We start from the raw sequence: 25,941 nt of genomic DNA on the forward strand, positions 1-25,941 counted from the left end.
GGTGCGGTGGTGCGGGCCCGGCCACCTGCGTACCGTGACACCCGACGCACAGCAGCGCCGAGCCTCCGGGCCGAGCGCAAGGCGACCCGACGACCAGCCGCACCGGACAGGAGCACCAAGATGACCGAGCACGACGCCGCGCAGTGGCAGTTCGAGACCACCCAGGTCCACGCCGGCGCACAGCCGGACCCGACCACGGGCGCCCGAGCGACGCCGATCTACAAGACGACCTCGTACGTCTTCGCGAACTCGGACGAAGCGCGCGACCTGTTCGCGCTCGCCAAGCCGGGCAACATCTACTCCCGGATCATGAACCCGACGAACGACGTCGTCGAGCAGCGGATCGCCGCGCTCGAGGGCGGGTCCGGGGCCCTGCTCGTCGCGTCCGGCCAGGCTGCCGAGACCTACGCGGTGCTGAACATCGCGGGGGCGGGTGACCACATCGTGTCGTCGTCGTCGATCTACGGCGGCACGTACAACCTGTTCAAGTACACGCTGGCGAAGCTCGGCATCGAGACGACGTTCGTCGAGGACCAGGACGACCTCGAGGAGTGGCGCCGCGCGGTCCGCCCGAACACGAAGCTGTTCTTCGCCGAGACCATCGGCAACCCGAAGATCAACGTCCTCGACATCACGGGTGTCAGCGACGTCGCCCACGAGTCCGGCGTCCCGCTGATCGTCGACAACACGATCGCGACGCCGTACCTGATCCGTCCGTTCGAGCACGGCGCCGACATCGTGGTGCACTCGGCCACGAAGTTCCTCGGTGGCCACGGCACGGTCATCGGCGGGATCATCGTCGACGGCGGGAAGTTCGCCTGGTCGCAGCACGCCGACCGGTTCCCGGAGTTCAACACGCCCGACCCGTCGTACCACGGTGCGGTCTTCGCCGAGGCGGTCGGCAACGAGCTCGCCTACATCGTGAAGGCCCGGGTGCAGCTGCTCCGCGACCTCGGTGCGTCGAACTCGGCGGACACGGCGTTCGCACTGCTGCAGGGCATCGAGACCCTGTCGCTCCGCATCGAGCGGCACGTGTCCAACGCGCAGGAGATCGCGGAGTGGCTCGACCAGCACCCCGACGTCGCCACGGTCGCCTACGCCGGTCTGCCGACGTCGCCCTGGTACGCCGCCGCGAACCGGTACGCGCCGAAGGGCGTCGGCGCCGTGCTGTCGTTCGAGCTCAAGGGCGGGGTCACCGCGGGCAAGGCGTTCGTCGACAACCTGCAGCTGTTCTCGCACCTGGCGAACATCGGCGACGTCCGCTCGCTCGTCATCCACCCGGCGTCGACCACGCACTCGCAGCTCACTCCCGAGCAGCAGCTCACCACCGGGGTCACGCCCGGCCTGGTGCGCCTGTCGGTCGGCATCGAGAACATCGCCGACCTGAAGGCCGACCTCGAGGCCGGGCTCGCCGCGGCTCGGGCGATCGCGCAGGAGAGCCAGCGCGCGTAGGGCTTGCGCGCCGCCTGCCTGCCCGCCCACCTGCCTGCCCGCCTGCCCATGCGCGTGCATGTTGCGACGTCCCACGTGTCGATCGACGCGTGGGACGTCGCTCGTTGCACACGCATCCGGTACGTGCGCATCGTGCGACGATCCACGAGTCGAACGACGCGCACGATGTCGGAACATGCGTACGCACGCAACGGCGAGCGCGGCCCGGAGCCCGGCCGCGCGACGGGCGTGACGTAACACGGCGGCGGCGACCCGCGCCTCCCGGCAGACTGGACCCACGATGGACTGGCAGACGACCCCCGAGGACTCCGTGCCGTCCACCCTGGTGCCCGGCACCGAACTCGGCACACTCGGCAAGCCGCCCGTGACCGGTGCCTGGCGTCCCGGTGACCACCCGGGTGCACGCCACTTCGAGTCCCTCGGCGAGCAGTGGGTGCGCGGCGGTCGCCTCCCGTCCGTGCGCGTGGCCTACGAGACGTGGGGCACGCTCAACGCCGCCCGCGACAACGCGGTGCTCGTCCTGCACGCACTGACCGGTGACTCGCACGTCGCGGGCGCCCCCGGCCCGGGCCACCGCACAGCCGGCTGGTGGGGTGACGTCGTCGGGCCCGGCCGGGCGATCGACACCGACCGGTGGTTCGTGATCGCGCCGAACATGCTCGGCGGCTGCCAGGGCACCACCGGGCCGTCGTCGGTGTCGCCGACGGGCGCTGAGTGGGGCTCGCGGTTCCCGTTCGTGACGGTGCGCGACCAGGTCGAGGTGCAGGCGCAGCTCGCCGACCGGCTCGGCATCGAGACCTTCGCGGCGGTCGTCGGCGGGTCGATGGGCGGCATGCACGCCCTCGAGTTCGCGGTCTCGCACCCCGCGCGTGTGCAGCGTCTGGCTGTCCTGGCGTCGACGGCGCAGACCACCGCCGACCAGATCGCGGCGAACTCGCTGCAGCGGGCGGCGATCCAGATGGACCCGGCGTTCGCCGGCGGCGACTACTTCGAGGCCGAGGCCGGCGAGGGACCGCACCGGGGACTGTCACTGGCCCGGCGGATGGCGCTCATGACGTACCGCGCGTCGGACGAGCTGAACAGCCGCTTTGCGCGGTCCTGGCAGAGCGACGTCTCCCCGCTCGGCGACGACGGCCGGTTCTCCGTGGAGAGCTACCTCGACTTCCACGGCAACAAGTTCACGCGGCGGTTCGACGCCTCGAGCTACGTCACGCTGACGTACGCGATGGACTCGCACGACGTCGGTGCCGGGCGCGGCGGGGTGTCGGCCGCCCTCGGGCTGGTGACCGCGCGGACCCTGGTCGTGGGGATCTCGAGCGACCGGCTGTTCCCCGTCGAGGACCAGCACCGGATCGCCGCGGGCGTGCCGGACGCGCTCGACGGGGACACCGCAGCGGTGATCGAGAGCGAGTTCGGACACGACGGGTTCCTCATCGAGCACGAGCAGGTCGGGGCGCACCTGCGGCGGTTGCTCGAGCCCTGAGCGGGGCCTGCCGTCACCGCGGCGCGCCGAAGACCCCCCAACGGGTGGCGCGCGTGGAATGATGGCGTGGAGCCCGGCACTGACCGACGCTCGGTTTCCCGCACCACCCAGATCGTCACCAACCAGGACATCGATGGACTTCATCGCACAGGAACGCGACCGCTTGCTGCGGTCGGCGACCCGTGTCGTGGGCATCGTCTGCGCGCTCGTCAGCGTCGTGGGCATCCTCTCCGCGGCCGCCGTGCCCACGGCGTCCCTCATCGGCGCACTCCTCTGCATCGCCGCGATGATCACCGCGCTCGTGTGCTTCGGCCGCGGCGGTGAAGTGTGGTGGACCGCCGCCATCGTCGTCGCCGGGCTCGCCACGATGGTGTTGCTCTTCACCGGCGTCGACGACTCGGCGCGGCCCCTCGTCGCCAGCGCCGTCATGCCCCTGGCTGCCGGCGGGCTCTCGGCACCGCTGATGGCACAGCGCGGGCACCCGGTCGGTCTCGGCATCACCATCGCCGGCGGCGGTGCCGTGGTGGTGCTCATGGTCTGGGGATCGGGCTCGCTCCTGTCGACCCCGGTCAGCGGCGCACTGCTCGGGTGGATCCTGATGGCCGTCGTGGCGATCTGGATCTCGCGCAGCATCCCCCGCGTCGCCCGCCGCATCTACAGCATCGGCACCGCCCACCGCGCCGAACGGCAGGCCAGCGAGACCGAGGCGCAGCGCCGCCAGGGTGCCCGCCTGCTGCACGACACCGTGCTCGCGACCCTGACGCTGCTCGCGCACTCCGGCGTCGGCGTCTCCGAGCAGGCGATGCGCGAGCAGGCCGCCGAGGACGCCCGACTGCTGCGGCACCTGCGCCTCGGTGCGACCCCGCAGCCCTCGCAGTCCGGTGACTACTCGCTCACCCGTGAAGAAGAGTCACCGCTCGGGCAGACCCTCGAGTCGGTCAAGCAGCGCTTCGGCCGGATGGGGCTCGAGGTCAGCTGGCACGGCACCGGGCAGGTCCTGCTGCCGTCGAACGTGCTCGACGCGTTCCTGCTCGCGCTCGGCGAGTGCCTCGAGAACGTCCGTCGGCACGCCGGCGTCGGCGAGGCCCACGTCACGATCGTCCACGACAACGAGGTCGTCCGTGCGATGGTCACCGACTCCGGCGTCGGCTTCGACCTCACCACCGTCAGTGCCGAGCGACTCGGCTTCAAGGAGAGCGTCGTGAACCGCCTGCGCGAGGTCGGCGGCGACGCCAAGCTCTTCTCCGCGCCGGGCTCCGGCACCACCGTCGTCCTGGAGGCACCGCGATGACCCGGGTCCCCGAGGACACCATCGGCCGCCGCCTGCCCGGTGAGACGGCTCCGCCCGCACCCCGCACCCGCCGCGAGGCGCGTGAGCGGTACCGCACGAGCGAACGCCGCCAGGCCAGAGGGCTCCCGTCGACGTCCACCGGCGCCCGGTCCCTGCGGCAGGCCGCGAAGCCCGGCGCCTCGCTCGGTGCGGGGTACCTCGGCCTCGGCGCCGCGGTCCTCACCGCGATCGAGGCCGTCGCCGGCATCGCGTTCTTCCTGGTGCGCTGGAACGAGTACTCCGACCCGTGGCTGCCCGCCGTCGCCTGGGCGCTCTACCTCGTCGCGGCCGTCGGGGTCGGACTCAGCGTCCTGACCTACGGCGAACGCCTGACGGGTCCGGCCTTCGCGCTGATCTGCGTCGTGCTGGCCTGCGTCGTCACGCTCGACTTCATCGGCATCTGGCCCGAGCACGACATCGCACACACCGCCACGGCGTCGATGGCCGCGGGCTTCGCCCTGCTGCCGATCGCCACGCTCCGACCCGCCCGCGAGGTCGCCGCCGCCATCGGCGTGCTCGGCATCGCGTTCATCGTGATGGCCGTCGCGTCGACGCCGATCACGCACGACACCATGCCCGGCATCGTGTCCCTGCTGTCACTCGTCGTCGTGCCGCCGGCGCTCGCGCTGTACGTCGTGCAGCGGTTCCGCCAGCTCGTGCAGCGCGAACTCGACCGGGTGCTCGTGCAGAGCAACGTGCAGGCGCCGCAGTTCGCCGTCGGCATGCTCGCCTCGGACGAGCTCGCCCGGCTCGACCTGGCCGCCGAGAAGCTGCTCGACGCCGTCGCGAACGGCACCGACCCCCTGCCGTTGTCCGACGCCTCGAGCTCCGTCGCCGCGTCGCTCGCCACCGAGCTCCGCCTGCACCTGATCGAGGGACGCCGCGAGACCTGGCTCTACCACGCCATCACCGAGTCCGACCACCTCGGTCGCTCGGTGAGCGTCGCCGACCCGACCGCCCTGGCCGGGCACCTCTCCCCCACGCAGCGCGACGGGTTGCTGCAGGCGATCTGGCAGATGGTCGGCGACGGCCGCACCGCGCAGCCCGGCATGCCCGTCGTCTCCGTCACCCTCGGCCCGATCGGCTCCGACGGTCACCCGGTCAGCGACGACACGATGGACGTGCCCGTCGTGATCGAGTCCCGCGGGGTGCCCCGGCGCAGCCTCGGCCCGACGGCCTGGAGTGCCCTGCAGCGCATCGGCCCGTACACCGAGACCGTCCGCGACGGCACGCTGCACATCGTCGCCCACTGCGTCGTGAACCGACATCCGTCGATGTAGCTGCCGGGCACCCGCACGCCTCACCGACTTCCGGCCCGCATCCTCCTAGGATCGGCCGAGCAACCGCACCGAGAAAGGACGCCAGCATGGCGACTCCAGAGGAACCGATCCGACTCGCACTGGTCGACGACCACAGGATGCTCCTCGGCGCGCTCACGGAGTGGATCCGGAACGCCGCCGACGACATCACCCTGGTGGCCGCCGTCACGACCTGGCCCGAGCTCCTGACGAGCCCGGCGTTCCCGGTCGACGTGGTGCTGCTGGACCTGGACCTCAAGGACTCCATCCCGGTGTCGCTGAAGATCTCGACGCTCAAGACCGCGGGCGTCAAGACCGTCGTGATGAGCACGTACTCGGAGCCGAACGTCGTGCGCGAGGCCCTCGGTGCCGGCGCCCTCGGGTACCTCGTCAAGAGCGAGGACGCCGACATGATCGTCGAGGCGATCCGCTCCGCCCAGCGCGGCGAGCAGTACGTCTCGGCCGAACTCGACCTCGCCATCAACAGCGGTGACGTCGGCGGTGTCCCGAAGCTCAGCGCCCAGGAGCGTCGCGTGATGGCCCTGTACGGCGGTGGCGAGCCCGTCAAGAGCGTCGCCTACCAGCTCGGCATCTCCGAGGAGACCGCGAAGAGCTACCTCAAGCGCATCCGCGAGAAGTACCGCGTCGCCGGCTTCGACGTGGGCACGAAGGTGGCGCTCCGGAAGCGTGCGATCACCGACGGCATCATCGTGCAGGACGGCAGCCCCCTGGGCCTGTAGCGCCGCGTGCACGCTGCGCTTCGTGCGCACAGATGGTCGGGTCCCGTCACGGGAACCGACCATTTCTGCTCACCATGGGCGGTCTCCCGCACCCACCGGACGGACGGGAGGCCCGTGGCGGCGTCGCCACGGGCCTCCCGTCCGTCGGTGCGCGCGCGCACCCCGCGTGTCAGGCCGTCGGGACCGGTGCGGTGATCGGACCGGTCGACGGCGACGAGGAGCGCAGCGACGCGCGACGGGTGCTCCGCCGCTCGACGGCGTAGCTCACCATCGTCACCAGCACACCGAGCAGCGCCAGGCCGATGCCCAGCCAGCCCGGTGCGAGGAACCCGAAGCCGGCGGCGATGACGGCGCCGCCCAGGGCCGCACCGATCGAGTTGCCGATGTTGAACGCCGAGTGGTTCAGCGCCGCCGCGATCGTGCGGGCATCCCCCGCGACGTCCATCAGGCGCGACTGCACCGCCGGCGGGATCGCGGACGAGGTCGCCCCGAGCAGGAACGCGCCGAGCAGCATGCCCCAGAGCCACTGCGCCGTGAGGACGGTGAGGAGCAGCGCTCCGATCAGCGCGAACATGCCGACGTAGATGGTGCGCTTCACGCTGTGGTCGGCCAGGTGTCCGCCGAGCACTCCGCCGACGACCATGCCGATGCCCACGACGACGAGCACGATCGGCACGAACGACTCGGGCATGCCGGTGACGTTCTGCACGAGCGGCGAGATGTACGAGTACACCGCGAAGAACCCGCCGAACCCGACGGCGCCGAGACCCATCACGATCCACACCTGCGGCACACGGAACGCCCGGAGCTCACGACCGATCGTTGCGTGCTCGTCGCGGGCGCTCTTCGGCACGAAGGCCGCGACGGCCAGGAACGTCAGGGCGAACAGCGCGGCGACCACGCCGTAGGCGACCCGCCACCCGGCCACCTGTCCGACCCAGGTGATCGCCGGGACCCCGACGACGTTCGCGACCGACAGGCCGAGCAGCACCATGGCGATGCCCTTGCCGCGCTTGCCCGGGCCCATCATGTCGCCGGCGACGATCGACGCGATGCCGAAGTAGGCGCCGTGCGGCAGGCCCGCGACGAAGCGGGCGACGAGCACCAGACCGAACGAGGGCAGCAGCGCGCTCGCGATCGTCGCGACGACGAACCCGACGAGCAGCACGAGGATCAGGCCCTTGCGCGGGAACCGGGCGGACATCGCCGCGATGGTCGGCGCACCGACGACGACCCCGAGGGCGTACGCGCTGACGAGCCAGCCGGCGTGGGCGATCCCGGCGTCGGGGTCGATGCCGTACTGCTCGGGGAGCAGGGCCTGCGCGATGTTCGGCAGCAATCCCATCGCGACGAACTCGGTCGAGCCGATGGCGAACCCGCCGAGGGCGAGCGAGATGAGCGCGAGGGTGCGACGCGCAGGCGTGAGCTGTGACATGGGGCCTGTTCTCGTGACGGGAGGGTCTGGGCGGCCGTCACAGCGGGACTGCCGTTCGGGCAGCGCGGTCACGGCGGGGAGTGCCGGTCCGGGTTCAGCGGCGAACGGGACTGGCCGGGCGGTGTCGATCACCCGGTCTTCGCAGTGTAGACCGCTCCAAAGCCCCAACGGAAGCCGGACAGTGCCCGGTGGTCGCCGCGCTGGCAGCCGCGCTGCGCACGCCGGAGCGGTCAGCGGGTCGGCGGCGGCGGGTCGGCGGCGGCGGCGGCGGGAGTCTCGGCCAGGCGGACAGTTCTTGCGGTCTGCGACACGTGCAGTGCCCGTCGGCGCGAGACTCGGGTCAAACCCCTCGGCAAGCCCCGGGGGCGAGCACGACCGTCGGCCCGCCAGCGCGTCAGGTCAGGCCGCCTGACGCTCCGCGTGGGCCTGACGTGCGGTGGTGACTGCGGGCTCGGGCAGCTCGTCGCGGTGGACCCATCCGGTGCCGCACTCCGCGCAGGTCGCCCAGGCGTTGTCGCCCTGTTCATCCGTGTCGATGACGACCGTTCGCAGGTCGCAGTCGGGGCACCAGCCGTCGTGCATCATCACGCGCTCCTCGTCGTCTCGCAGGCCACCCGGTGTGGCTCGATGCAGACCATGAGACACCCGACCACCGACATCCGAGGGAGGGCACCGGCGTGTCGTCCGCGCCGAGGACGCAGGATGGCGACGTGCCCACCGTCACGACCGTCCTGGCCTCCTGCGCCGCCGGCGCGCCTGCGAACTGCGAGGACGTCACCGACCCGGTCGGGATCGTCGTCGTCGTGGTGTTCGCGGTCGCCGGCCTCGTCCTGCTGACGGTCGCCGCGGTCTTCGGCACCGACCCTCGTCGCCGTAGGCGTCCGCGTCGGCGCCGCTGACCGCTACTCGCCGAGCGCGGCCTCGAGCCGTTCGAGCTTGCCGTCGATCTCACCGGTGTGCCCGGGGCGGATGTCGGCCTTGAGCACGAGCGACACCCGCGTGCCGTACTCGCCGACGGCCTCGGTGGCGCGCTTGACGACGTCCATGACCTCGTCCCACTCCCCCTCGATCTCGGTGAACATCGACGAGGTGCGGTTCGGCAGCCCGCTCTCGCGCACCACGCGCACGGCGGCCGCGACGGCGTCGTGCACGGACCCGTCGGACGTTGCAGCGGGACCACCGGACGGAGCGACGGAGAAGGCGACGATCATGCGTCCATCCTGCCCGGCTCGGGCTGGTCGCGCACGGACGGCGACGAGCGCGCCGACACCCGTCCGGACCCCGCAGCCCGTCCCATCCGCACCAGCACGACCACGCTCCACACCAGGATCGCCACCTCGAGCACGTTCCGCAGCGTGAGCACCACGAGGATCCACGGCTGCACGGTGAGCACCTGGTCGTAGTAGCCCGGGTAGACCAGCTGCGTGAGCAGGGCCATCGGCAGCGCGAGCACCGCGATCGGCACGAACCGACGCGCACTCGGGGTACCCGCCGCGAGTCCCCACACGATCGGCACCGCGAACCAGCCGATGTACTGCGGCGACCCCACCTTGTTCGTCGCGATGAGCGCCGCGACGAACAGGAGCGCGAGGACCGGTGCGAGCTCGGCCCGACGGGCGCCCAGGTGTGCGGCCCAGAGCGCGAGCACGACCCCGGCCACCACGACGACGGCCATCAGCGGCGTCGACACCGCGGCGGCGGCGGACGTGCCGGCACCGGACACCTCGAACGTCAAGATCTCCTGGTCGTAGAACACCGCTGCGCCCGGGACGCCGAAGGCTGCGGCCCACATGAAGGGCGTCGCGAGCGGTGACTCGATCTGCAGCGCACGGCCGGTCTGCTCACCGACGAAGGACAGCAGGTACGGCGCACCGCCCCACAGCACGTCGACGAGCACGATCAGGGCGCTCAGCACCAGGGCTCCGGCGAGCACACCGCGGCGGTGTCCGCGACGCAGGAGCAGCAGCACCGCGACGAGCGCCGCGGGCCACACCTTCGTCCACGCGCCGGCGGTGAAGAGCGCGGAGGCGACGGCCGGCCTCGAGGCCACGAACGCCACGCCCACCAGCGCGAACACCGTCGCGACGGTGTCGATCCGACCGAGCGCGATCGGCCCGAGCGCGAGCAAGAACAGCAGCCACCACCAGACGACCCGCACGCCGTGCACGCCGAAACGGTCGGACGACCCCACCCGCGCCCGGAACCGCCACAGGGACGCGCACGCCATGGCGTCGAGCAAGACCATCAGCAGCAGCCAGCCGGTGCCGATGGACTCGACTCCCCCGAGCGCCGCAGCCGCCATCGGCACGATCGCCAGGATCGGGTACACCCACGCGCCGTCGATGCCGACCCAGAAGTCCGCGGTCCGCCCGGTCTCGATCCAGCGACTGTAGGTGATGGTCACGTCACCGAGCGGCAGGTTCGCCGACACGAGGGTCAGCCACCACAGGAACCCGTGCACGGCGACGAACGCCAGGACGAAGCCGGCGAGTTCGAGCCACCGGGTCGAGGTCCTCTGCACCGGACGAGCGTAGCGGCCGGACCAGGGGCGATCGATGCCACGATCTCAGGCTCTCCCGAGCATGACGTGTCACCGTTCCTTTCGTGACCTCCGACACCCCGCGCAAGCGCCGCAAGGCCGTCATCTGGATCTCCGTCATCGCCGCCGTCGTCGTCCTCGGCGTCGTTGGCGCGGTCGTCTTCACGAACGTCTACACGAGCACCGAGAACGCGAAGGCCTCGGCCGCGCCGTCCGTCGCCGCCACCCGCGAGGCCTCCACCCTTGACGACACGCACCTGTCCGGCGAGTGGACGGTCGGCGGCGACTCCGAGGCCGGGTACCGCGTCCACGAGGTCCTGAACGGCTCCGACGTCACCGTCACCGGCCGCACCGACAGCGTCGCCGGCACCGCGACCGTCGACGGCACGAGCATCACCGCCGCGAAGATCACGGTGCAGGTCGCCGACATCACCACCGACTCCGACCAGCGCGACGCCTACTTCCGCGACTCCGCGATGGACGCGGCGGCGTTCCCCGAGGCCACCTTCGAACTCACCGAACCGATCGCCGACGCGGTCCCGAGCGGCTCCGACACGACGACCGTGACGGCTCCGGGGAAGCTCACCCTGCACGGCGTCACGAAGGACGTCACCGCGAAGCTGCAGGTCGGCCTGAACGGCGACGGCGTCGACATCTCCGGTTCGGTCCCGATCACCTTCTCGGACTACGGCGTGCAGGCCCCGAGCCTGGGGTTCGTCAAGGTCGACGACGCCGGTTCCGTCGAGTTCCTGGTGCACGCGACACCCGCGAGCTGACGTCCGCGACGCGCGTCACGCCCGTGAGGTGACCGCCGACGGCCTGGAGGCACGGTGCCAGCTGGCACCGCGCCTCCAGGCCGTCGGTCGCTTGCGTCCTGGGGCCGCACCCGCTCGCTGATGCGTGCGCATGTTGCGACCTTCCAACTGTCGAACCCGTGGTGTCCCGTCGGAACATGCGCACGAACCTATTGCGTGCGCATCCGGCGACAGAACACGCGTCGATCCTCTCGTGGATCGTCGGAAGGTGCACGCGCACCGACCGCTAGCCGCGCGCGTCCCCGTCCACCACCAGGTCCCGCACGACCCCCGGCAGCTCGGCGATGAGCGTCGTCATCGGGAACGGTCCGCCGCCGGAGGCCCGCCGCGCCGCGAGCCCGTGCACCACCGCGGCCGACGCGGCCAGGTGCGCGAGATCCGACGGCGCGAGCGACAAACCGGCCGCCTCGACGGAGCCCTGCCGCGCGGCGACGAGCGCCCCGAGCAGCCCGCCGAGCACGTCCCCGGCACCGGCCGCCGCGAGCCACGGCGTCGCCGAGGACGCCACGAGCCGCACCGACCCGTCCGGGGTGACCACGTGGGTCCGCTCCCCCTTGAGCAGCACGACGCTGCCGGTCTGCTCGGCCGCACGGAGCGCTGCGGCGGCCGGGTCCTGCTCGATCTCGGCGCGATCGACTCCCAGGAACGAAGCGAGCTCACCGGCGTGCGGGGTGAGCACGGCGAGTGGCCCGAGCTCGACGAGCGGGATCGCCCCGGCGTCGACGACGACCGGTACGCCGTCGTCGGACGCGTGCGAGAAGCCCGACGCCGTCGTCGCGTCCAACTCTCCGAGCGACGATGCCGAGACACCGGAGCCGACGAGCCAGGCCTGCACCCGGCCGATGCCGGACACGACCTCGGGGCGGCGGGTGAGCACGTGATCGGTGGCGCGTGCGGGTCCGACGTACCGGACCATGCCGACGCCGGTGTGCACGGCGGCGTCGACGCCCAGCACCGCGGCGCCCGGGTACTGGTCGGAGCCGGTGGCGACGCCGAGCACCCCGCGGCGGTACTTGGTGGACTCCCCCGTCGGCGCGGTGACCCACGCGGCGGCATCGGACGGTCGGACGGGCACGAAGTCGTTCACCGGCCCAACGTTACGGTGGAGCACATGAGCCTGTTCCTGCCTGGTCGCGTGGTGGTCTTCGACTACGGCGAGGTGATCAGCCGGACGCCGCACGCCTCGCGGGACGCACTCGTGGCCGCCACCGGGGTGCCGGCCGAGAAGCTGTTCCCGGTGTACCAGGAGCTCCGTCACGACCTGGACCGCGGCGACCTGTCCGTCGTGGCGTACTGGCGTGCCATCGCGGAACGGACCGGACGGACCTGGAGCACCTCCGAGATCCACCGGTTCTGGGCGATCGACTTCACCGGGTGGTTCGAGGTCGAGCCGGAGACCCTCGAGATCGTCGAGGAGCTGCACGACGCCGGCACCCGTGTGGCCCTGCTCTCGAACGCGGGCTTCGACTTCGGCGACCCGTACCGCCGGTCCCCGATGGGCTCGTTGTTCGAGACCGTGGTGGTGAGCGCCGAGGAGCACGTCCTGAAGCCCGCTGCATCCATCTACCGCGACACCTGTGCGCGCTTGGGAATCGACCCGGGTCAGATGGTGTTCGTGGACAACAGGGCCGAGAACGCCACCGGTGCGGAAGCGATCGGGGCGGTCGGCCACCACTACACGTCGCCGGCGTCGCTGCGGTCGTTCCTGAAGGGACTGGCCGAGGCGCCGGCACCCGTCCTCTGAGGAGCCCGCGTGACGCACGCCCTGTTCGACCCGATCACCGTCCGTGACCTGACCGTCCGCAACCGCATCTGGGTCTCCCCGATGTGCCAGTACTCGGTGGACCAGCAGGACGGCATCCCGACCCCGTGGCACCTCGTGCACCTGGGCGGCTTCGCCAAGGGCGGTGCCGGCGCGGTCGTGGTCGAGGCGACGGGCGTCGTGCCGGAGGGACGGATCACCCCGCAGGACCTCGGGCTGTGGAACGACCAGCAGCGTGACGCCTACAAGCCGATCGTCGACTTCCTGCACGAACAGGGCGCCGCCGCGGGCATCCAGCTCGCACACGCGGGCCGCAAGGCGTCGACCTACCGGCCCTGGGACACCACGCACGGCACCGTCCCCGCCGACCAGGGCGGCTGGACCACGGTCGCACCGTCCGCCGTGGCCTTCGACGGCTACGACGTGCCGCGCGAGCTCGCGGTCGAGGACATCCGCGTCGTCGCCCTCGCCTTCGCGCAGTCCGCCCGCCGCGCGGTGGAGGCCGGGTTCGACCTGGTCGAGATCCACGCCGCGCACGGGTACCTGCTGCACCAGTTCCTCTCGCCCCTGAGCAACCAGCGCACCGACCAGTACGGCGGCTCGCTCGAGAACCGTGCCCGCGCGCTGCTCGAGGTCGTCGACGCCGTGCGCGCCGAGGTCGGCGAGGGCTTCCCGATCGTCGTCCGCTTCTCGGCCACCGACTGGGTCGAGGGCGGACTCACCCTCGACGAGACCACCGTCGTCGCCCGCTGGGCCGCCGAGCACGGTGCCGACCTGGCCGACGTGTCGACCGGCGGCAACGTCGCGAGCGCCCCGATCCCGGTGGGGCCCGGCTACCAGGTGCCGCACGCGGCGGCGATCAAGCGCGACGCCGGCATCCCGACGATCGCCGTGGGCATGATCTCCGAGGCGTTCCAGGCCGAGCAGATCGTCGCGACCGGCCTCGCCGACGTCGTGATGATCGGTCGCGAGATGCTCCGCGACCCGTCGTTCGCGCTCCGTGCCGCCGTCGAGCTCCGCGTGCCGGTGGACTACGAGCCGCAGCAGTACCACCGCGCGCGGATCACGGCCTAGGCGCGGTCGGTTCTGTACGGATTCACGGTTCAGCGACCGCGCAGGCAGTACGATTGGCAGCACTGTGGACGATCCCCCGAATAGTTCTTCGCCTCACTCATCCGCCGCTCACTCGGTGAGCTGCACGTCATCCCTGTGCGCGAACGGGGGTGAATCATGAGTCCGATCGACATCGTCATGCTGATCGGCGGCATCCTGCTGACCCTCGGCACGGGTGTCTTCGTCGCGTCCGAGTTCGCACTGGTCAACCTCGACCGCGCCGACGTCGAAGCGCGGCGCGACCGGGGTGAAGCCGGCCTCGCACCGGTCATCGGCGCGCTGAAGGTCACCTCGACGCACCTGTCCAGCGCGCAGCTCGGCATCACGCTGACCACGCTGCTGACCGGCTACCTGCTCGAACCCTCGATCGCGAAGCTGCTCGAGGCACCGTTCCTGGCGATGAACCTGCCAGAGGGCATCGTCGAGACCGTCGGCTCGATCGTCGCGCTCGTCATCGCGACCCTGCTGTCGATGATCCTCGGCGAGCTCGTGCCGAAGAACTTCGCGCTCGCGCTGCCCCTGCAGACCGCCAGGCTCGTGGTCCCGCTGCAGATCGCGTTCACGACGGTCTTCAAGCCCGCCGTCGCGCTGCTGAACGGCACCGCGAACGCCGTGCTCCGGTCGCTGGGCATCGAGCCGCAGGAGGAACTCTCCGGTGCCCGCAGCGCCGAGGAACTCACCTCGCTGCTGCGCCGGTCGGCGTCCGAGGGCTCGCTCGAACAGGACACCGCGACGCTCCTCGAGCGCACCATCTCGTTCTCCGAGCTGAGCGCCAGCGACGTGATGACCCCGCGCCCGAGGCTCTCCACCATCCGCGTGTCCGAGTCCGCCGAGGACGTCATCGCCCTCGCCCGCAAGACCGGCTTCAGCCGCTTCCCCGTCATCGAGGAGGACGCGGACGACGTCGTCGGCATCGTGCACGTCAAGCAGGCCGTCGCCGTGCCGCGCGAGAAGCGTCCGGAGGTCCCCGTCGGGGCGCTCATGACCGACGCCGAACGCGTGCCGGAGACCATGCCCGGCGACACCCTGCTCGCCGAGGTCCGCGGTCGCGGCTACCAGATGGTCATCGTCGTCGACGAGTACGGCGGTACCGCCGGGGTCGTCACGCTCGAGGACCTGATCGAGGAGATCGTCGGCGAGGTCTCCGACGAGCACGACCGCGCCCGAATCGACGTGGTCCGCTCCCGCGACTGGCTGACCTTCCCCGGTCTGCTGCGTCCCGACGAGCTCGAGGACCGCGCCGGCGTGAAGGTGCCCGAGGAGGGCCCGTACGAGACCGTCGGCGGGTTCGTCATGTCGACGCTGGGCCGTCTGCCCGTCGTCGGCGACGAGGTTCCCCTGGACGGCGGCGTGTTCCGCGTCGAGCGGCTGGACGGCCGTCGGATCGACCGCATCCGCTGGACCCCGACGCGCCCGTCGACCGACACGGCGGCGACCGCGATCATCATCCCGTCCACCGGGAGCACCCCGACCACCACGACGAAGGGCAGCACCCGATGAGCTCCGATTCGGTGATGGGCGCAGCGGGATCTTCTGGCTGCAAGGAGGGACTGCGATGAGCTCCGATTGGTGGGGCATCTTCTGGCTCGTCGTCCTCTTGATGGGCAACGCGTACTTCGTCGCGGCAGAGTTCGCGGTCATCTCCGCACGCCGCTCGCAGATCGAGCCACGCGCCGAAGAGGGCTCGAAGGCCGCGCAGATGACCCTGTGGGCGATGGAGCACGCCACCCGCATGCTCGCGACGACCCAGCTCGGCATCACGGTCTGCTCGCTGCTCATCCTGAACGTGTCCGAGCCGGCGATCCACCACCTGCTCGAGGTCCCGCTGCACCTGACCGGCTGGAGCGCCGAGGTGATCGGCACCGTGGCCTTCGTGTTCACGCTGCTGCTGGTGTCGTTCCTGCACGTGGTGTTCGGCGAGATGGTGCCGAAGAACATCTCGTTCTCGATGCCGGACCGCGCCGCGCTGCTGCTGGTCCCGACGCTCTGGTACATCGGTCACGGCCTGCACTGGGTCATCGTCGGCCTGAACGAGGTCGCGAACGCCGTGCTGCGGCTGTTCCGCGTCGAGCCGAAGGACGAAGCGGTGAGCGCGTTCACGGTGGAAGAGGTGCAGACCATCGTGGAGCAGTCCCGCCGCGAGGGCACCCTGACCGACGACGGCAAGCTCGCCCTGGCGTTCGAGTTCACCGAGAAGAAGGTCCGTGACGTCGCCGTGCCGATGGCCGAGCTCGTCACCCTGCCCGACGACGCCACCCCGGCCGACGTCGAGCACGCCGTGGCCCAGCGCGGGTTCTCCCGCTACGTGCTCGTCGGCGAGGACGGCTCCCCCACGGGCTACGTGCACGTCAAGGACGTCATCGACCTGCGGCCGGACGAGTTCGACGATCCGGTGCCGCCGAAGCGCATCCGCCAGCTCATCTCGCTGTACACCGAGATGGACCTCGAGGACGCGCTCGCGACCATGCGGGCCGCGGGGCGCCACGTGGCCCGCGCCTTCGACGCGGACGGCCGCACGATCGGCGTGCTGTTCCTCGAGGACATCCTCGAAGAACTGGTGGGCGAGGTCGAGGACGCGACCCGACGCCGGTAGACGCACCGGCAGGACGGACGGGAGGCACGGGGCCAGCTGGCACCGTGCCTCCCGTCCGTTCGTGGTCGCGACCAGGGCGACGCGCGCCCCGCCCGCGCTACCAGCTGACGGGCAGGGGCTTGCCTTCCTCGTACCCGGCGGCGGACTGGATGCCGACCAGCGCACGCTCGGAGAACTCGGCGAGGGACGACGCACCCGCGTAGGTCGCGGAGCTGCGGACGCCGGTGGTGATCATGTCGAGCAGGTCCTCGACGCTCGGGCGCTCCGGGTCGAGGTAGATCGTCGACGACGAGATCCCCTCGGCGAAGAGCGCCTTGCGGGCACGCTCGTACGGGTCGAGCCGCTCGAACCGCTCACGCACGGCCTTGGCCGAGGCCATGCCCCAGCTCTCCTTGTACGCCTTGCCCGCGGCGTCACGACGCAGGACGCCGGGGGCCTCGAGCGTGCCGGCGAACCACGAGCCGATCATGACGGCGGACGCCCCTGCTGCCAGCGCGAGGGCGACGTCGCGCGGGTAGCGCACCCCGCCGTCCGCCCAGACGTGCGCGCCGAGGGAGCGGGCCGCCGCGGCGGTCTCGAGCACGGCGGAGAACTGCGGACGACCGACGGCCGTCATCATGCGGGTGGTGCACATGGCGCCCGGGCCGACGCCGACCTTGATGATGTCCGCTCCGGCTCCGACCAGGTGCGCGACGGCGTCGGCGGTGACGACGTTGCCGGCGACGAGCGGGATGCCGAGCTGCAGCGACGCGACCGTGCGGAGCGCGCGGAGCATGCCGTCCTGGTGGCCGTGCGCGGTGTCGAGGACCAGGACGTCCACGCCCGCGGCTGCCAGCGCCTTCGCCTTGGCTGCGACGTCGCCGTTGATGCCGAGCGCGGCGGCGACCCGGAGCCGCCCGGAACCATCGACGGCGGGCGTGTAGATGTCGGAGCGGATCGCGCTCGTCTGGCTCGTGGTGCCGACGACGCGGCCGTGCCGCACCACCGGCGCGAAGTCGACCTCGGCGGCCGAGAGCACGTCGTAGACGTGCCGGGGCGTGCCGGCGTCCTCGGCGTCGATCGCGGTCGAGGCGCCGTGCAGCAGGTCACCGAGGACGGCGTCGGGGCCGGCGGTGCCGAGGCGGGTCGCGGGCACGCAGCCGAGGTACTCCCCGTCGGCGTCGCGGACGACCACACCACGGCCGGCCACCGGCAGGAGCTGCTCGAGGGCCTCGGCGACGGTGGTCTGCGCGCCCATGTCGTAGGCGGTGTCGAAGTCGACCGGCTGGTCCTTCACCCAGCGGATCGCGGCGTCGAGGTCCTGCAGGTGCATGTCCTGCGGCAGCACGCCCAGACCACCGCGGCGGGCCAGGGTGGCGGCGAGCCGGGGGCCGGTGACAGAGTTCATGTTGGCGCTGACGATCGGGATCGTGGCACCGCTGCCGTCGTTCGCCGCGAGGTCGACGTCGAAGCGGCTCGTCACGCCGGAACGGCTCGGGACGAGGAAGACGTCGGAGTAGGTCAGGTCGTGCGTCGGCCGCGTCTCGTAGAACCTCATGCGCTCCACTGTACGGCTCCCGTCAGGGCCCCGACCGGGTGCTCGGGGGCTGCCGACTCGCGTCGCGGCTGACACGGAACGGACATGTCGGAGCGGCTAGGCTTGGCACCTGTGCGGCGCAGGGTTGCTCCGCACGACACACACGAGCATCTATCGACGGAGAGTGGGCGATCGGCTGTGTCGAGCCATCTGACCGGAACGGACGAGACCGCGGGCGAATTCGGGGCGAACGAGTGGCTCGTCGACGAGCTCTACGAGCAGTTCGTCGCGGACAAGGAGTCGGTCGACAAGTCCTGGTGGCCGGTCCTCGAGAGCTACCACCGCACGCAGGTCGGTGACGCTCCGGCTCCCGCGGCTCCGGCGGGGTCCCCCGCGCAGCAGGCAGCGGCTGCGCAGCAGGCACCGAGCCAGCAGCAGTCCTCGACGCAGCAGCCGGCCACCGGGGACACCCCGGGCGAAGCCAAGCCGGGCCCGATCCAGGCGAAGACCACCTCGCGCCAGCCGGCACCGCAGCCGATCCCGGCCGAGGCGAACGACGCCGCCGACGACCACGAGGAGACCCACGAGGACGTGGCGACCCCGCTCCGGGGCATGGCGAAGACGCTGGCGTCGAACATGGACGCCTCGCTGACGGTCCCGACCGCGACGAGCGTCCGGACCATCCCGGCGAAGCTGATGATCGACAACCGGATCGTCATCAACAACCACCTGCGACGCGCCCGCGGCGGCAAGATCTCCTTCACGCACCTGATCGGGTGGGCGATGGTGCAGGCGCTCAAGGACTTCCCGAGCCAGAACGTCTTCTACGAGGAGCGCGACGGCAAGCCGTTCGTCGTCGCCCCGGCGCACGTGAACCTCGGCATCGCGATCGACGTCCCGAAGAAGGACGGCACCCGCTCGCTCCTGGTGCCGAGCATCAAGCGCGCGGAGACCCTGACGTTCGGCCAGTTCCTCTCCGCCTACGAAGACCTCGTCAGGCGTGCCCGCGACAACAAACTCACCCCGGCGGACTTCCAGGGCACGACGATCTCGCTCACCAACCCGGGTGGCATCGGCACCGTGCACTCGGTCCCCCGCCTGACGAAGGGGCAGGGCTCGATCATCGGTGCCGGCGCCCTGGAGTACCCGGCGCAGTTCCAGGGCTCGGCGTCGAAGACCCTGGTCGAGCTCGGCATCGGCAAGACCATCACGCTGACGAGCACCTACGACCACCGCGTCATCCAGGGCGCCGGTTCGGGCGAGTACCTCAAGCACGTGCACGAGCGCCTGATCGGCGAGCACGGCTTCTACGACGGCATCTTCGCCGCGCTCCGGATCCCCTACAAGCCGATCCAATGGGCGAACGACATCAACGTCGACCTGGCGCACCGGGTGAACAAGACCGCCCGCGTGCAGGAGCTCATCAACAGCTTCCGAGTCCGTGGGCACCTGATGGCCGACATCGACCCGCTCGAGTACCGCCAGCGCACGCACCCGGACCTCGAGATCGAGAGCCACGGGCTGACCTTCTGGGACCTCGACCGCGAGTTCGTCACCGGCGGGCTCGCCGGCACCACCTCGGCACCGCTGCGCGACGTCCTCGGGATCCTGCGCGACGCCTACTGCCGCACGGTCGGCATCGAGTACATGCACATCCAGGACCCGGAACAGCGTCGCTGGGTGCAGGAGCGCATCGAGGTGCCGTACTCGAAGCCCTCGAAGGAAGAACAGCTCCGCGTCCTCGGCAAGCTCAACGAGGCCGAGGCGTTCGAGACCTTCCTGCAGACCAAGTACGTCGGCCAGAAGCGCTTCTCGCTCGAGGGCGGCGAGTCCACCATCGCCTTCCTCGACACCTTGATCCAACACGCCGCCGGAGCCGGGCTGGCCGAGGTCGCGATCGGCATGGCCCACCGTGGCCGCCTGAACGTGCTGACGAACATCGCCGGCAAGACCTACGGGCAGATCTTCCGTGAGTTCGAGGGGTCTTCGCTGCCGGGCACGGTGTCCGGTCAGGGCTCCGGCGACGTGAAGTACCACGTCGGCACCGAGGGCGTGTTCCGCACGTCCGACGGCTCGAGCATCCCGGTGACGATCGCCGCGAACCCGTCGCACCTCGAAGCCGTCGACGGCGTGCTCGAGGGCATCGTCCGCGCCAAGCAGGACCGCGAGGCCCCCGGTAGCTTCGGTGTGCTCCCCGTGCTCGTGCACGGCGACGCGGCGATGGCCGGCCAGGGTGTGGTCGTCGAGACGCTGCAGATGTCGCAGCTCCGCGGCTACCGCACCGGCGGCACGGTCCACCTCGTCATCAACAACCAGGTCGGGTTCACCACCCCGCCCGAGTCGGCGCGCAGCTCGGTGTACTCCACCGACGTCGCGAAGACGATCCAGGCGCCGATCTTCCACGTGAACGGTGACGACCCCGAGGCCGTCGCCCGGGTCGCCGAACTCGCCTTCGCGTACCGCGAGGAGTTCCACCGCGACGTCGTGATCGACCTGATCTGCTACCGCCGTCGTGGGCACAACGAGGGCGACGACCCCTCGATGACGCAGCCGCTGATGTACAACCTCATCGAGGCGAAGCGCTCCGTCCGCACGCTGTACACCGAGGCCCTCGTCGGCCGTGGCGACATCACGCAAGAGGAGTACGACGAGGCGCACCGCGACTTCCAGGACCGCCTGGAACGCGCCTTCGCCGAGACGCACGAGGCGCAGACCGGCACCATCCCGGTCATCGAGGTCGACGACGACGGCGCGGTGCAGGGTCTCGAACGCCCGGCCGCGCAGCGCGACGACTCCGAGGTCGAGGTGCACGAGACCGCCGTGTCCGAGGAGCTCGTCCGAGCGATCGGCGACGCGCACAGCAACCCGCCCGCCGGGTTCTCCATCCACCCGAAGCTGCAGCAGCTGTTGACCAAGCGCACCGAGATGACGCGCAACGGCGGCATCGACTGGGCGATGGCCGAGCTCATGGCGATCGGGTCGATCCTGGTCGAGGGCAAGCCCGTCCGCCTCGCCGGACAGGACGCCCGACGTGGCACGTTCGTCCAACGTCAGTCGGTGTTCCACGACCGGGTGAACGGCCAGGAATGGCTGCCGCTGTCGAACCTCACCGAGGACCAGGCCCGGTTCTACGTGTACGACTCGCTGCTGAGCGAGTACGCGGCGATGGCGTTCGAGTACGGCTACTCGGTGGAGCGCCCCGAGTCGCTCGTGCTCTGGGAGGCGCAGTTCGGCGACTTCGCGAACGGCGCCCAGATCGTCATCGACGAGTTCATCTCGTCCGCCGAGCAGAAGTGGGGGCAGCGCTCCGGCCTCGTCCTGCTGCTGCCGCACGGGTACGAGGGCCAGGGGCCAGACCACTCGTCGGCGCGCATCGAGCGCTACCTGCAGCTGTGCGCCGAGGACAACATGATCGTCGCGCGCCCGTCGACCCCGGCGTCGTACTTCCACCTGCTCCGCCGTCAGGCCTGGGCCCGTCCGCAGAAGCCGCTCATCGTGTTCTCGCCGAAGGCGATGCTCCGGCTCCGCCAGGCGACGAGCGCGGTCGAGGACTTCACGACCGGTACCTTCGAGCCCGTGCTGGACGACGCACGGATCACCGACAAGGGTGCCGTGCGCCGCGTCGTGCTGCACTCCGGCAAGGTGCACCACGACCTGCGCGCCGAGGTCGACAAGCGCGGCATCACCGACGTCGCACTGGTCCGCCTCGAGCAGCTCGCCCCGCTCCCCCTCGACCGCATCCTCGAGGTTCTGGCGGGCTACCCGGACGCCGACGTCGTGTGGGCGCAGGAGGAACCGGAGAACCAGGGCGCCTGGCCGTTCGTCTGCATGAACCTGTCGCCGCACCTGGGCGGCCGGCAGCTGTCTGTGGCGGCCCGCTCGGCGAGTGCCGCACCGGCCACGGGTTCCTCGAAGCGCTCCGCGCAAGAGGCCACCGAGGTCATCAACACCGCGTTGAGCGCATCGGCCTAGCCACGAGGAAGCGCCCCGTGCAGGAGTCCGAGGGACTCCGGCACGGGGCGCTTCGACGTTCGCGCGGAAGGCGGCGGCGCTACGCGATCTTCGTGTACCGCACCCCGGCGTCGTGGTACCCGCGCTTCTGGTAGAAGCGGTGCGCGCTGTCGGTGGCGGCCGCACTGACGGCGCTGAGGCGACGCGCTCCCTGCTCGACCGCCCATGCCTCGAACGTGCCGATGAGCGCCGAACCGGTGCCGAGCCTCCTGGCCGTGTCGTCGACGACCAGCAGCAGCAGCTGCGCCGTCGGCTCGTCGCTCGCGTACGCCCAGGTGACCTGGGCACCGGCGACGGCGACCACGCGACCGTCGTCACCCCGCACCACCCAGGTCCGGTGGCCGGCTTCGGGTGTGAGTCGAGCGAGGCGCGCACGCATCGACGCATCGTCGACGTCGTGACCGAGCAGACGGACGAGGGCGGCGACGTCGGCGACGTCCGTGTCGGACCAGGTGGAGGTCGACTCGACGGAGAGGGTCATGTCGGCCAACCTACCCGTGCGTTCGGTCGTGTTGCGACGGGGTTCCGTTGCAACTGATATTCATATACCCTGTTTGCATATCACCCGCCGGGTGATCCCGACCGACAGGACAGCCATGCACATCACCTCCCGCCACGGCCGCACCGCAGCCTGGATCGCGTTCCCGCTCGCCGTCGTCGCCAGCGGCGCACTCATCGCCGCGGCCTCGTACGCCGCCTTCTCGAGCAGCACCGACAACGCCGCGAACAGCTGGCGCACCGGTGCCGTCTCGCTCACCGACGACGACCAGGGCCTCGCGATGTTCGACGTCGACGACCTGGTGCCCGGGTCCGCCGGCTCCAACTGCATCACCGTCACGGCGAACACCACCAACGCCTCGACCGTGAAGCTCTACGCCGCAGACGCGGCCGACGCCGACTCCCTCGCTGAGCACGTCGGGCTGACCGTCGAGCGCGGCAGCCTCGGCACCGCGGGCGACTGCAGCACCTTCACCACGGGGACGACCGTGCACGACGGCACGCTCGCCGGTCTGATGGAACTCGAGTCGTTCGGCACCGGGGTCGATGCGTGGCAGCCCACCACGGGGACGACGAGCACGACCTACCGCTTCAGCTACGACCTGGGCGAGGGCGCGCCGAACACGGTTCAGTCGTCCGAGGCCGGCACCACGTTCGTGTGGGAAGCGCAGACCGACTGATCCCCGTCCCCATCCCGATCCCTCCCGCCCGACCCGACCGAACCGAGGAGCAGCCGATGTCCACCGCCACCCACCGACACGTCCGGTGCACCGGCGACGTACCACGGCTGCTCCTCGCGGTCGCGTCGCGCACGGTCCTGTGGTCCGTGCTGCTGCTCGCCGTCTGGGCCGCACTGCCGGCATCCCTCGGCTGGCACGTCACGACGGTGGTCTCGGATTCGATGGCCCCGGGCATCCGGACCGGTGACGTCGTCGCCGCCATGCCCGCCGGTCCCGATGCCGTCGATCCCGGTCGCGTGCTGCTCGTCGACGACCCCGATCACGCCGAGCGGCTCCGGCTCCACCGGCTGGAGCGCATCGAGCAGGACGGCCGCCTGCGGCTCCGGGGTGACGCGAACCCGACCGCGGACCGGACGGCGGTCATGCCCGAGGCCGTCCTCGGCGTCGGCGTGCTGCGCTTCCCCGGCATCGGGCTCCCGACCGTGTGGTCACGGCAGCAGTCCTGGGTGCCGATCGGCATCGCCGTCGTGGCGGCGCTCGCGCTCGTGCGGGCGGCACGGGCCGATCGCGACATCACCGCTGGCCGACCCTGTCGACGGTGTGGGACGCCGCGTTGGGACCTCGGCACGGCTGCCCTGACGCCCGGCACCGGAGCACCCGTGTCCGGAGCAGGGGGTACCGGCGCTCCGGACGTCGCGGCGAGCCTTTCGCTGTCCGTCGTCGCCGCGGTCACCGTCCTGACCATCGCACTCGCCGCCGGCTCTGCAGGGGCGGGGTTCAGCGGCACCACGGCGACCGCCACGACCCTCGGCACCGGTACGTTCCCGTGCTTCCACGAACCCGCTCCCGCCGGCAGCCAGCTGGCGTGGGACTTCGCCGAGAAACAGGGCGACATCGTGCAGGACAGCAGCGGACACGGCGCGGACGGACGCTTCGTCGGCGACGCGTCACGTGTCGACGGAAGCTGCGCGGCGAACCCGTGGAGCACCTACCCGGGCGCGGGCACCGACGACTACGCCGTCACCGACCGGCCCACCACCGGACCGCAGGTCTTCTCACTCGAGGTGTGGTTCCGGTCCGCCGATCCCGCGGGCGGCCGGGTGTTCGGCTTCACGTCCGACACCGCCCCCGCATCGACCTACCGCGACCGGCACCTGTACATCGACTCCGGCGGCGGCCTGCGCTTCGGCGTGCAGGGCGCCGGCAACCTCTTCAACTTCACGGTCGGCGGCGGTGACGTCGCGGACGGCGAGTGGCACCACGCCGTGGCGACGTTCGAGTCACGATCGATGACCCTCTACGTCGACGGCCAGCGCAAGGAGCGACGAACCGATGCCGTCGCCGCTCGGCAGTACGACGGACACTGGCGCACCGGCCGCGGAACCCTGGTCGGCTGGCCCGACTCGGGGAACTTCGGGTTCACGGGCGACATCGACTCGGCAACCGTCTACGACCGTGTCCTCGACGCCGAGACCGTCGCAGCCCGGTTCACCGCCGGCCGCTGACACCGGTCAGTGCGTGGCCTGCTCCACCCGGATGCGCGCGAGGATCTCGCTGCGCAGCTGGTCGGGAGCGGTCTCCTTGCAGGCGCGTCGCACGGTCTCCATGAGCACGACGCCGACGCGGTGCTCGGTCTGGCAGTCCTCGCACCCGTCCATGTGCTCGCGGATGTCCGCGGCGTCCTCGTGCCGGAGCTCGTCGTGCAGGAACTCCTCGAGCTCGGCCTTCGCCTTCGAGCAGTCGCAGCCGCTCATCGTGCGTCCTTCCGTCCGGTGCGACCCGTGGCCGCGATTGCCTTCGTCGTCTGTGCCGCGCCTCGGCCCCGTCCACGCATCGTCGCCGTCGACGCTGCGTCCGGGACGATGCCGGTCTCACGGGCGTGGTCCGCCAGGAGCCCACGGAGGAGCCGGCGGCCACGGTGGAGGCGGCTCATGACCGTCCCCACGGGGGTCTTCATGATGTCGGCGATCTCCTGGTACGAGAAGCCTTCGACATCGGCGAAGTACACGGCCATCCGGAAGTCCTCCGGGATGGCCTGCAGTGCGTCCTTCACGGCGGAGGACGGCAGGTGGTCGATCGCGTCGGCCTCGGCGGACCGGGCGGAGATCGACTGGGTGACGCTCTCCGCTCCGCCGAGCTGCCAGTCCTCGAGCTCGTCGATGGTGCCCTGGTACGGGTTCCGCTGGTTCTTGCGGTACGTGTTGATGAACGTGTTCGTGAGGATCCGGTACAGCCAGGCCTTCAGGTTCGTGCCCTGCTTGAACTGGCGGAACGCGGCGAAGGCCTTGACGAACGTCTCCTGCACCAGGTCCGACGCGTCGGCCGGGTTGCGGGTCATCCGCATGGCCGCGCCGTAGAGCTGGTCCATGAAGGGCAGCGCCTGGTCCTCGAACAGGGACCGCAGCTCCCCCTCGGAGACGGTCTTCGCGTCCACCGGCTCGTCTGCGGCGTCGTCGAGGGCTTCGTGCTCCTCTTCGACGGCGTCGAGCTGCACCTCGGTCTCGTCGACCAGGTGGTGCGGAGCTGCCTGCGGTTCGTCGGTCGTCATCGCCGCCAAGTCTAGGCCGAGCGTGCCGAGCGTCGTCGGCACCGCGGTCAGCACGGTTGCCGTGCCGGTCCGCTCTCGTGCGAGTGTTGCTGTCGCCACTGATCCTCCCGGTGCGTTCAGTACCCTGG

The 25,941-nt window shown here is 71.0% G+C and carries 23 protein-coding genes; 14 read left to right on the top strand and 9 right to left on the bottom strand.

Features of this window, described 5'->3' with window-relative positions; all coding sequences use genetic code 11:
* The first annotated feature begins 120 nt into the window (after positions 1-120).
* From DEJ30_RS03370 to DEJ30_RS03390, 5 genes are all read left to right on the top strand, one after another.
* A complete protein-coding gene (locus tag DEJ30_RS03370; RefSeq protein WP_071404574.1) occupies positions 121-1,452 on the top strand; it encodes a bifunctional o-acetylhomoserine/o-acetylserine sulfhydrylase in 1,332 nt (443 codons plus the stop codon).
* Positions 1,453-1,732: 280 nt separating this feature from the next.
* Complete coding sequence (locus DEJ30_RS03375) at positions 1,733-2,935, top strand: homoserine O-acetyltransferase (RefSeq protein WP_110859046.1); 1,203 nt, start codon at positions 1,733-1,735, stop codon at positions 2,933-2,935.
* A 133-nt stretch (positions 2,936-3,068) separates the two neighbouring features.
* Positions 3,069-4,226, top strand: a complete 1,158-nt coding sequence (locus DEJ30_RS03380) for a sensor histidine kinase (RefSeq protein WP_110859047.1) — start codon at positions 3,069-3,071, stop codon at positions 4,224-4,226.
* Positions 4,223-5,545 (top strand): hypothetical protein, encoded by a 1,323-nt coding sequence (locus tag DEJ30_RS03385; RefSeq protein ID WP_110859048.1) that lies wholly within the window; start codon positions 4,223-4,225, stop codon positions 5,543-5,545. Before DEJ30_RS03380 ends, DEJ30_RS03385 begins: the two co-directional genes overlap by 4 nt.
* 86 nt (positions 5,546-5,631) lie before the next feature.
* Positions 5,632-6,303, top strand: coding sequence for a response regulator transcription factor (locus DEJ30_RS03390; RefSeq protein ID WP_017888182.1), 672 nt, complete (start codon positions 5,632-5,634; stop codon positions 6,301-6,303).
* 169 nt (positions 6,304-6,472) lie between these two features.
* Here the strand turns inward: DEJ30_RS03390 and DEJ30_RS03395 are convergent, their stop codons facing one another.
* On the bottom strand, positions 6,473-7,738 hold the full coding sequence (locus tag DEJ30_RS03395; RefSeq protein WP_110859049.1) for an MFS transporter: 1,266 nt from the start codon (positions 7,736-7,738) through the stop codon (positions 6,473-6,475).
* 399 nt (positions 7,739-8,137) lie between these two features.
* Positions 8,138-8,323 (bottom strand): hypothetical protein, encoded by a 186-nt coding sequence (locus tag DEJ30_RS03400; protein WP_110859050.1) that lies wholly within the window; start codon positions 8,321-8,323, stop codon positions 8,138-8,140.
* A 125-nt stretch (positions 8,324-8,448) separates the two neighbouring features.
* Between DEJ30_RS03400 and DEJ30_RS03405 the strand changes: the two genes are divergently transcribed.
* A complete protein-coding gene (locus DEJ30_RS03405) occupies positions 8,449-8,637 on the top strand; it encodes a hypothetical protein (protein ID WP_110859051.1) in 189 nt (62 codons plus the stop codon).
* A 3-nt stretch (positions 8,638-8,640) separates the two neighbouring features.
* Here the strand turns inward: DEJ30_RS03405 and DEJ30_RS03410 are convergent, their stop codons facing one another.
* Both DEJ30_RS03410 and DEJ30_RS03415 read right to left on the bottom strand, forming a co-directional pair.
* The gene (locus DEJ30_RS03410; protein WP_071404568.1) at positions 8,641-8,949 is read right to left on the bottom strand and encodes a thiamine-binding protein; all 309 of its coding nucleotides are present in this window, start codon (positions 8,947-8,949) and stop codon (positions 8,641-8,643) included.
* Positions 8,946-10,259, bottom strand: coding sequence for a glycosyltransferase 87 family protein (locus DEJ30_RS03415; RefSeq protein WP_110859052.1), 1,314 nt, complete (start codon positions 10,257-10,259; stop codon positions 8,946-8,948). Before DEJ30_RS03415 ends, DEJ30_RS03410 begins: the two co-directional genes overlap by 4 nt.
* Before the next feature lie 83 nt (positions 10,260-10,342).
* On the opposite strand from DEJ30_RS03415, the gene DEJ30_RS03420 reads away from it, so the two are divergent.
* Complete coding sequence (locus tag DEJ30_RS03420) at positions 10,343-11,053, top strand: YceI family protein (RefSeq protein WP_110859053.1); 711 nt, start codon at positions 10,343-10,345, stop codon at positions 11,051-11,053.
* 265 nt (positions 11,054-11,318) lie between these two features.
* Here DEJ30_RS03420 and DEJ30_RS03425 read toward each other — a convergent pair whose 3' ends face one another.
* Complete coding sequence (locus DEJ30_RS03425; protein ID WP_110859054.1) at positions 11,319-12,179, bottom strand: ADP/ATP-dependent (S)-NAD(P)H-hydrate dehydratase; 861 nt, start codon at positions 12,177-12,179, stop codon at positions 11,319-11,321.
* Between the two features lie 24 nt (positions 12,180-12,203).
* On the opposite strand from DEJ30_RS03425, the gene DEJ30_RS03430 reads away from it, so the two are divergent.
* From DEJ30_RS03430 to DEJ30_RS03445, 4 genes are all read left to right on the top strand, one after another.
* Complete coding sequence (locus DEJ30_RS03430) at positions 12,204-12,836, top strand: HAD family phosphatase (RefSeq protein WP_110859055.1); 633 nt, start codon at positions 12,204-12,206, stop codon at positions 12,834-12,836.
* 9 nt (positions 12,837-12,845) lie between these two features.
* The gene (locus tag DEJ30_RS03435) at positions 12,846-13,928 is read left to right on the top strand and encodes an NADH:flavin oxidoreductase/NADH oxidase (protein WP_110859056.1); all 1,083 of its coding nucleotides are present in this window, start codon (positions 12,846-12,848) and stop codon (positions 13,926-13,928) included.
* Between the two features lie 156 nt (positions 13,929-14,084).
* A complete protein-coding gene (locus DEJ30_RS03440) occupies positions 14,085-15,467 on the top strand; it encodes a hemolysin family protein (RefSeq protein ID WP_110859057.1) in 1,383 nt (460 codons plus the stop codon).
* Between the two features lie 55 nt (positions 15,468-15,522).
* Positions 15,523-16,560, top strand: a complete 1,038-nt coding sequence (locus DEJ30_RS03445) for a hemolysin family protein (RefSeq protein ID WP_027465832.1) — start codon at positions 15,523-15,525, stop codon at positions 16,558-16,560.
* Positions 16,561-16,657: 97 nt separating this feature from the next.
* On the opposite strand, the gene DEJ30_RS03450 is transcribed toward DEJ30_RS03445, so the two are convergent.
* Complete coding sequence (locus tag DEJ30_RS03450; RefSeq protein ID WP_110859154.1) at positions 16,658-18,097, bottom strand: GuaB1 family IMP dehydrogenase-related protein; 1,440 nt, start codon at positions 18,095-18,097, stop codon at positions 16,658-16,660.
* A 177-nt stretch (positions 18,098-18,274) separates the two neighbouring features.
* Here DEJ30_RS03450 and DEJ30_RS03455 point away from each other — a divergent pair, with 177 nt between their 5' ends.
* Positions 18,275-22,048 carry a multifunctional oxoglutarate decarboxylase/oxoglutarate dehydrogenase thiamine pyrophosphate-binding subunit/dihydrolipoyllysine-residue succinyltransferase subunit gene (locus tag DEJ30_RS03455; RefSeq protein WP_181419985.1) on the top strand — a complete coding sequence of 1,258 codons (3,774 nt, stop codon included), beginning with the start codon at positions 18,275-18,277 and terminating at the stop codon, positions 22,046-22,048.
* A 79-nt stretch (positions 22,049-22,127) separates the two neighbouring features.
* On the opposite strand, the gene DEJ30_RS03460 is transcribed toward DEJ30_RS03455, so the two are convergent.
* The gene (locus DEJ30_RS03460; RefSeq protein WP_110859058.1) at positions 22,128-22,568 is read right to left on the bottom strand and encodes a GNAT family N-acetyltransferase; all 441 of its coding nucleotides are present in this window, start codon (positions 22,566-22,568) and stop codon (positions 22,128-22,130) included.
* 115 nt (positions 22,569-22,683) lie between these two features.
* Between DEJ30_RS03460 and DEJ30_RS03465 the strand changes: the two genes are divergently transcribed.
* Complete coding sequence (locus DEJ30_RS03465) at positions 22,684-23,265, top strand: hypothetical protein (protein ID WP_110859059.1); 582 nt, start codon at positions 22,684-22,686, stop codon at positions 23,263-23,265.
* Positions 23,266-23,321: 56 nt separating this feature from the next.
* Positions 23,322-24,770, top strand: coding sequence for a LamG-like jellyroll fold domain-containing protein (locus tag DEJ30_RS03470; RefSeq protein WP_110859060.1), 1,449 nt, complete (start codon positions 23,322-23,324; stop codon positions 24,768-24,770).
* Positions 24,771-24,776: 6 nt separating this feature from the next.
* On the opposite strand, the gene DEJ30_RS03475 is transcribed toward DEJ30_RS03470, so the two are convergent.
* Both DEJ30_RS03475 and DEJ30_RS03480 read right to left on the bottom strand, forming a co-directional pair.
* A complete protein-coding gene (locus DEJ30_RS03475) occupies positions 24,777-25,019 on the bottom strand; it encodes a zf-HC2 domain-containing protein (RefSeq protein WP_027465838.1) in 243 nt (80 codons plus the stop codon).
* Positions 25,016-25,813 (bottom strand): sigma-70 family RNA polymerase sigma factor, encoded by a 798-nt coding sequence (locus DEJ30_RS03480; protein ID WP_375231864.1) that lies wholly within the window; start codon positions 25,811-25,813, stop codon positions 25,016-25,018. The genes DEJ30_RS03475 and DEJ30_RS03480 overlap by 4 nt, the downstream gene beginning before the upstream one ends.
* Positions 25,814-25,941: the final 128 nt, after the last annotated feature.

Origin of the sequence: Curtobacterium sp. MCPF17_003 (assembly GCF_003224385.1) — a bacterium.
GTDB lineage: Bacteria > Actinomycetota > Actinomycetes > Actinomycetales > Microbacteriaceae > Curtobacterium > Curtobacterium flaccumfaciens.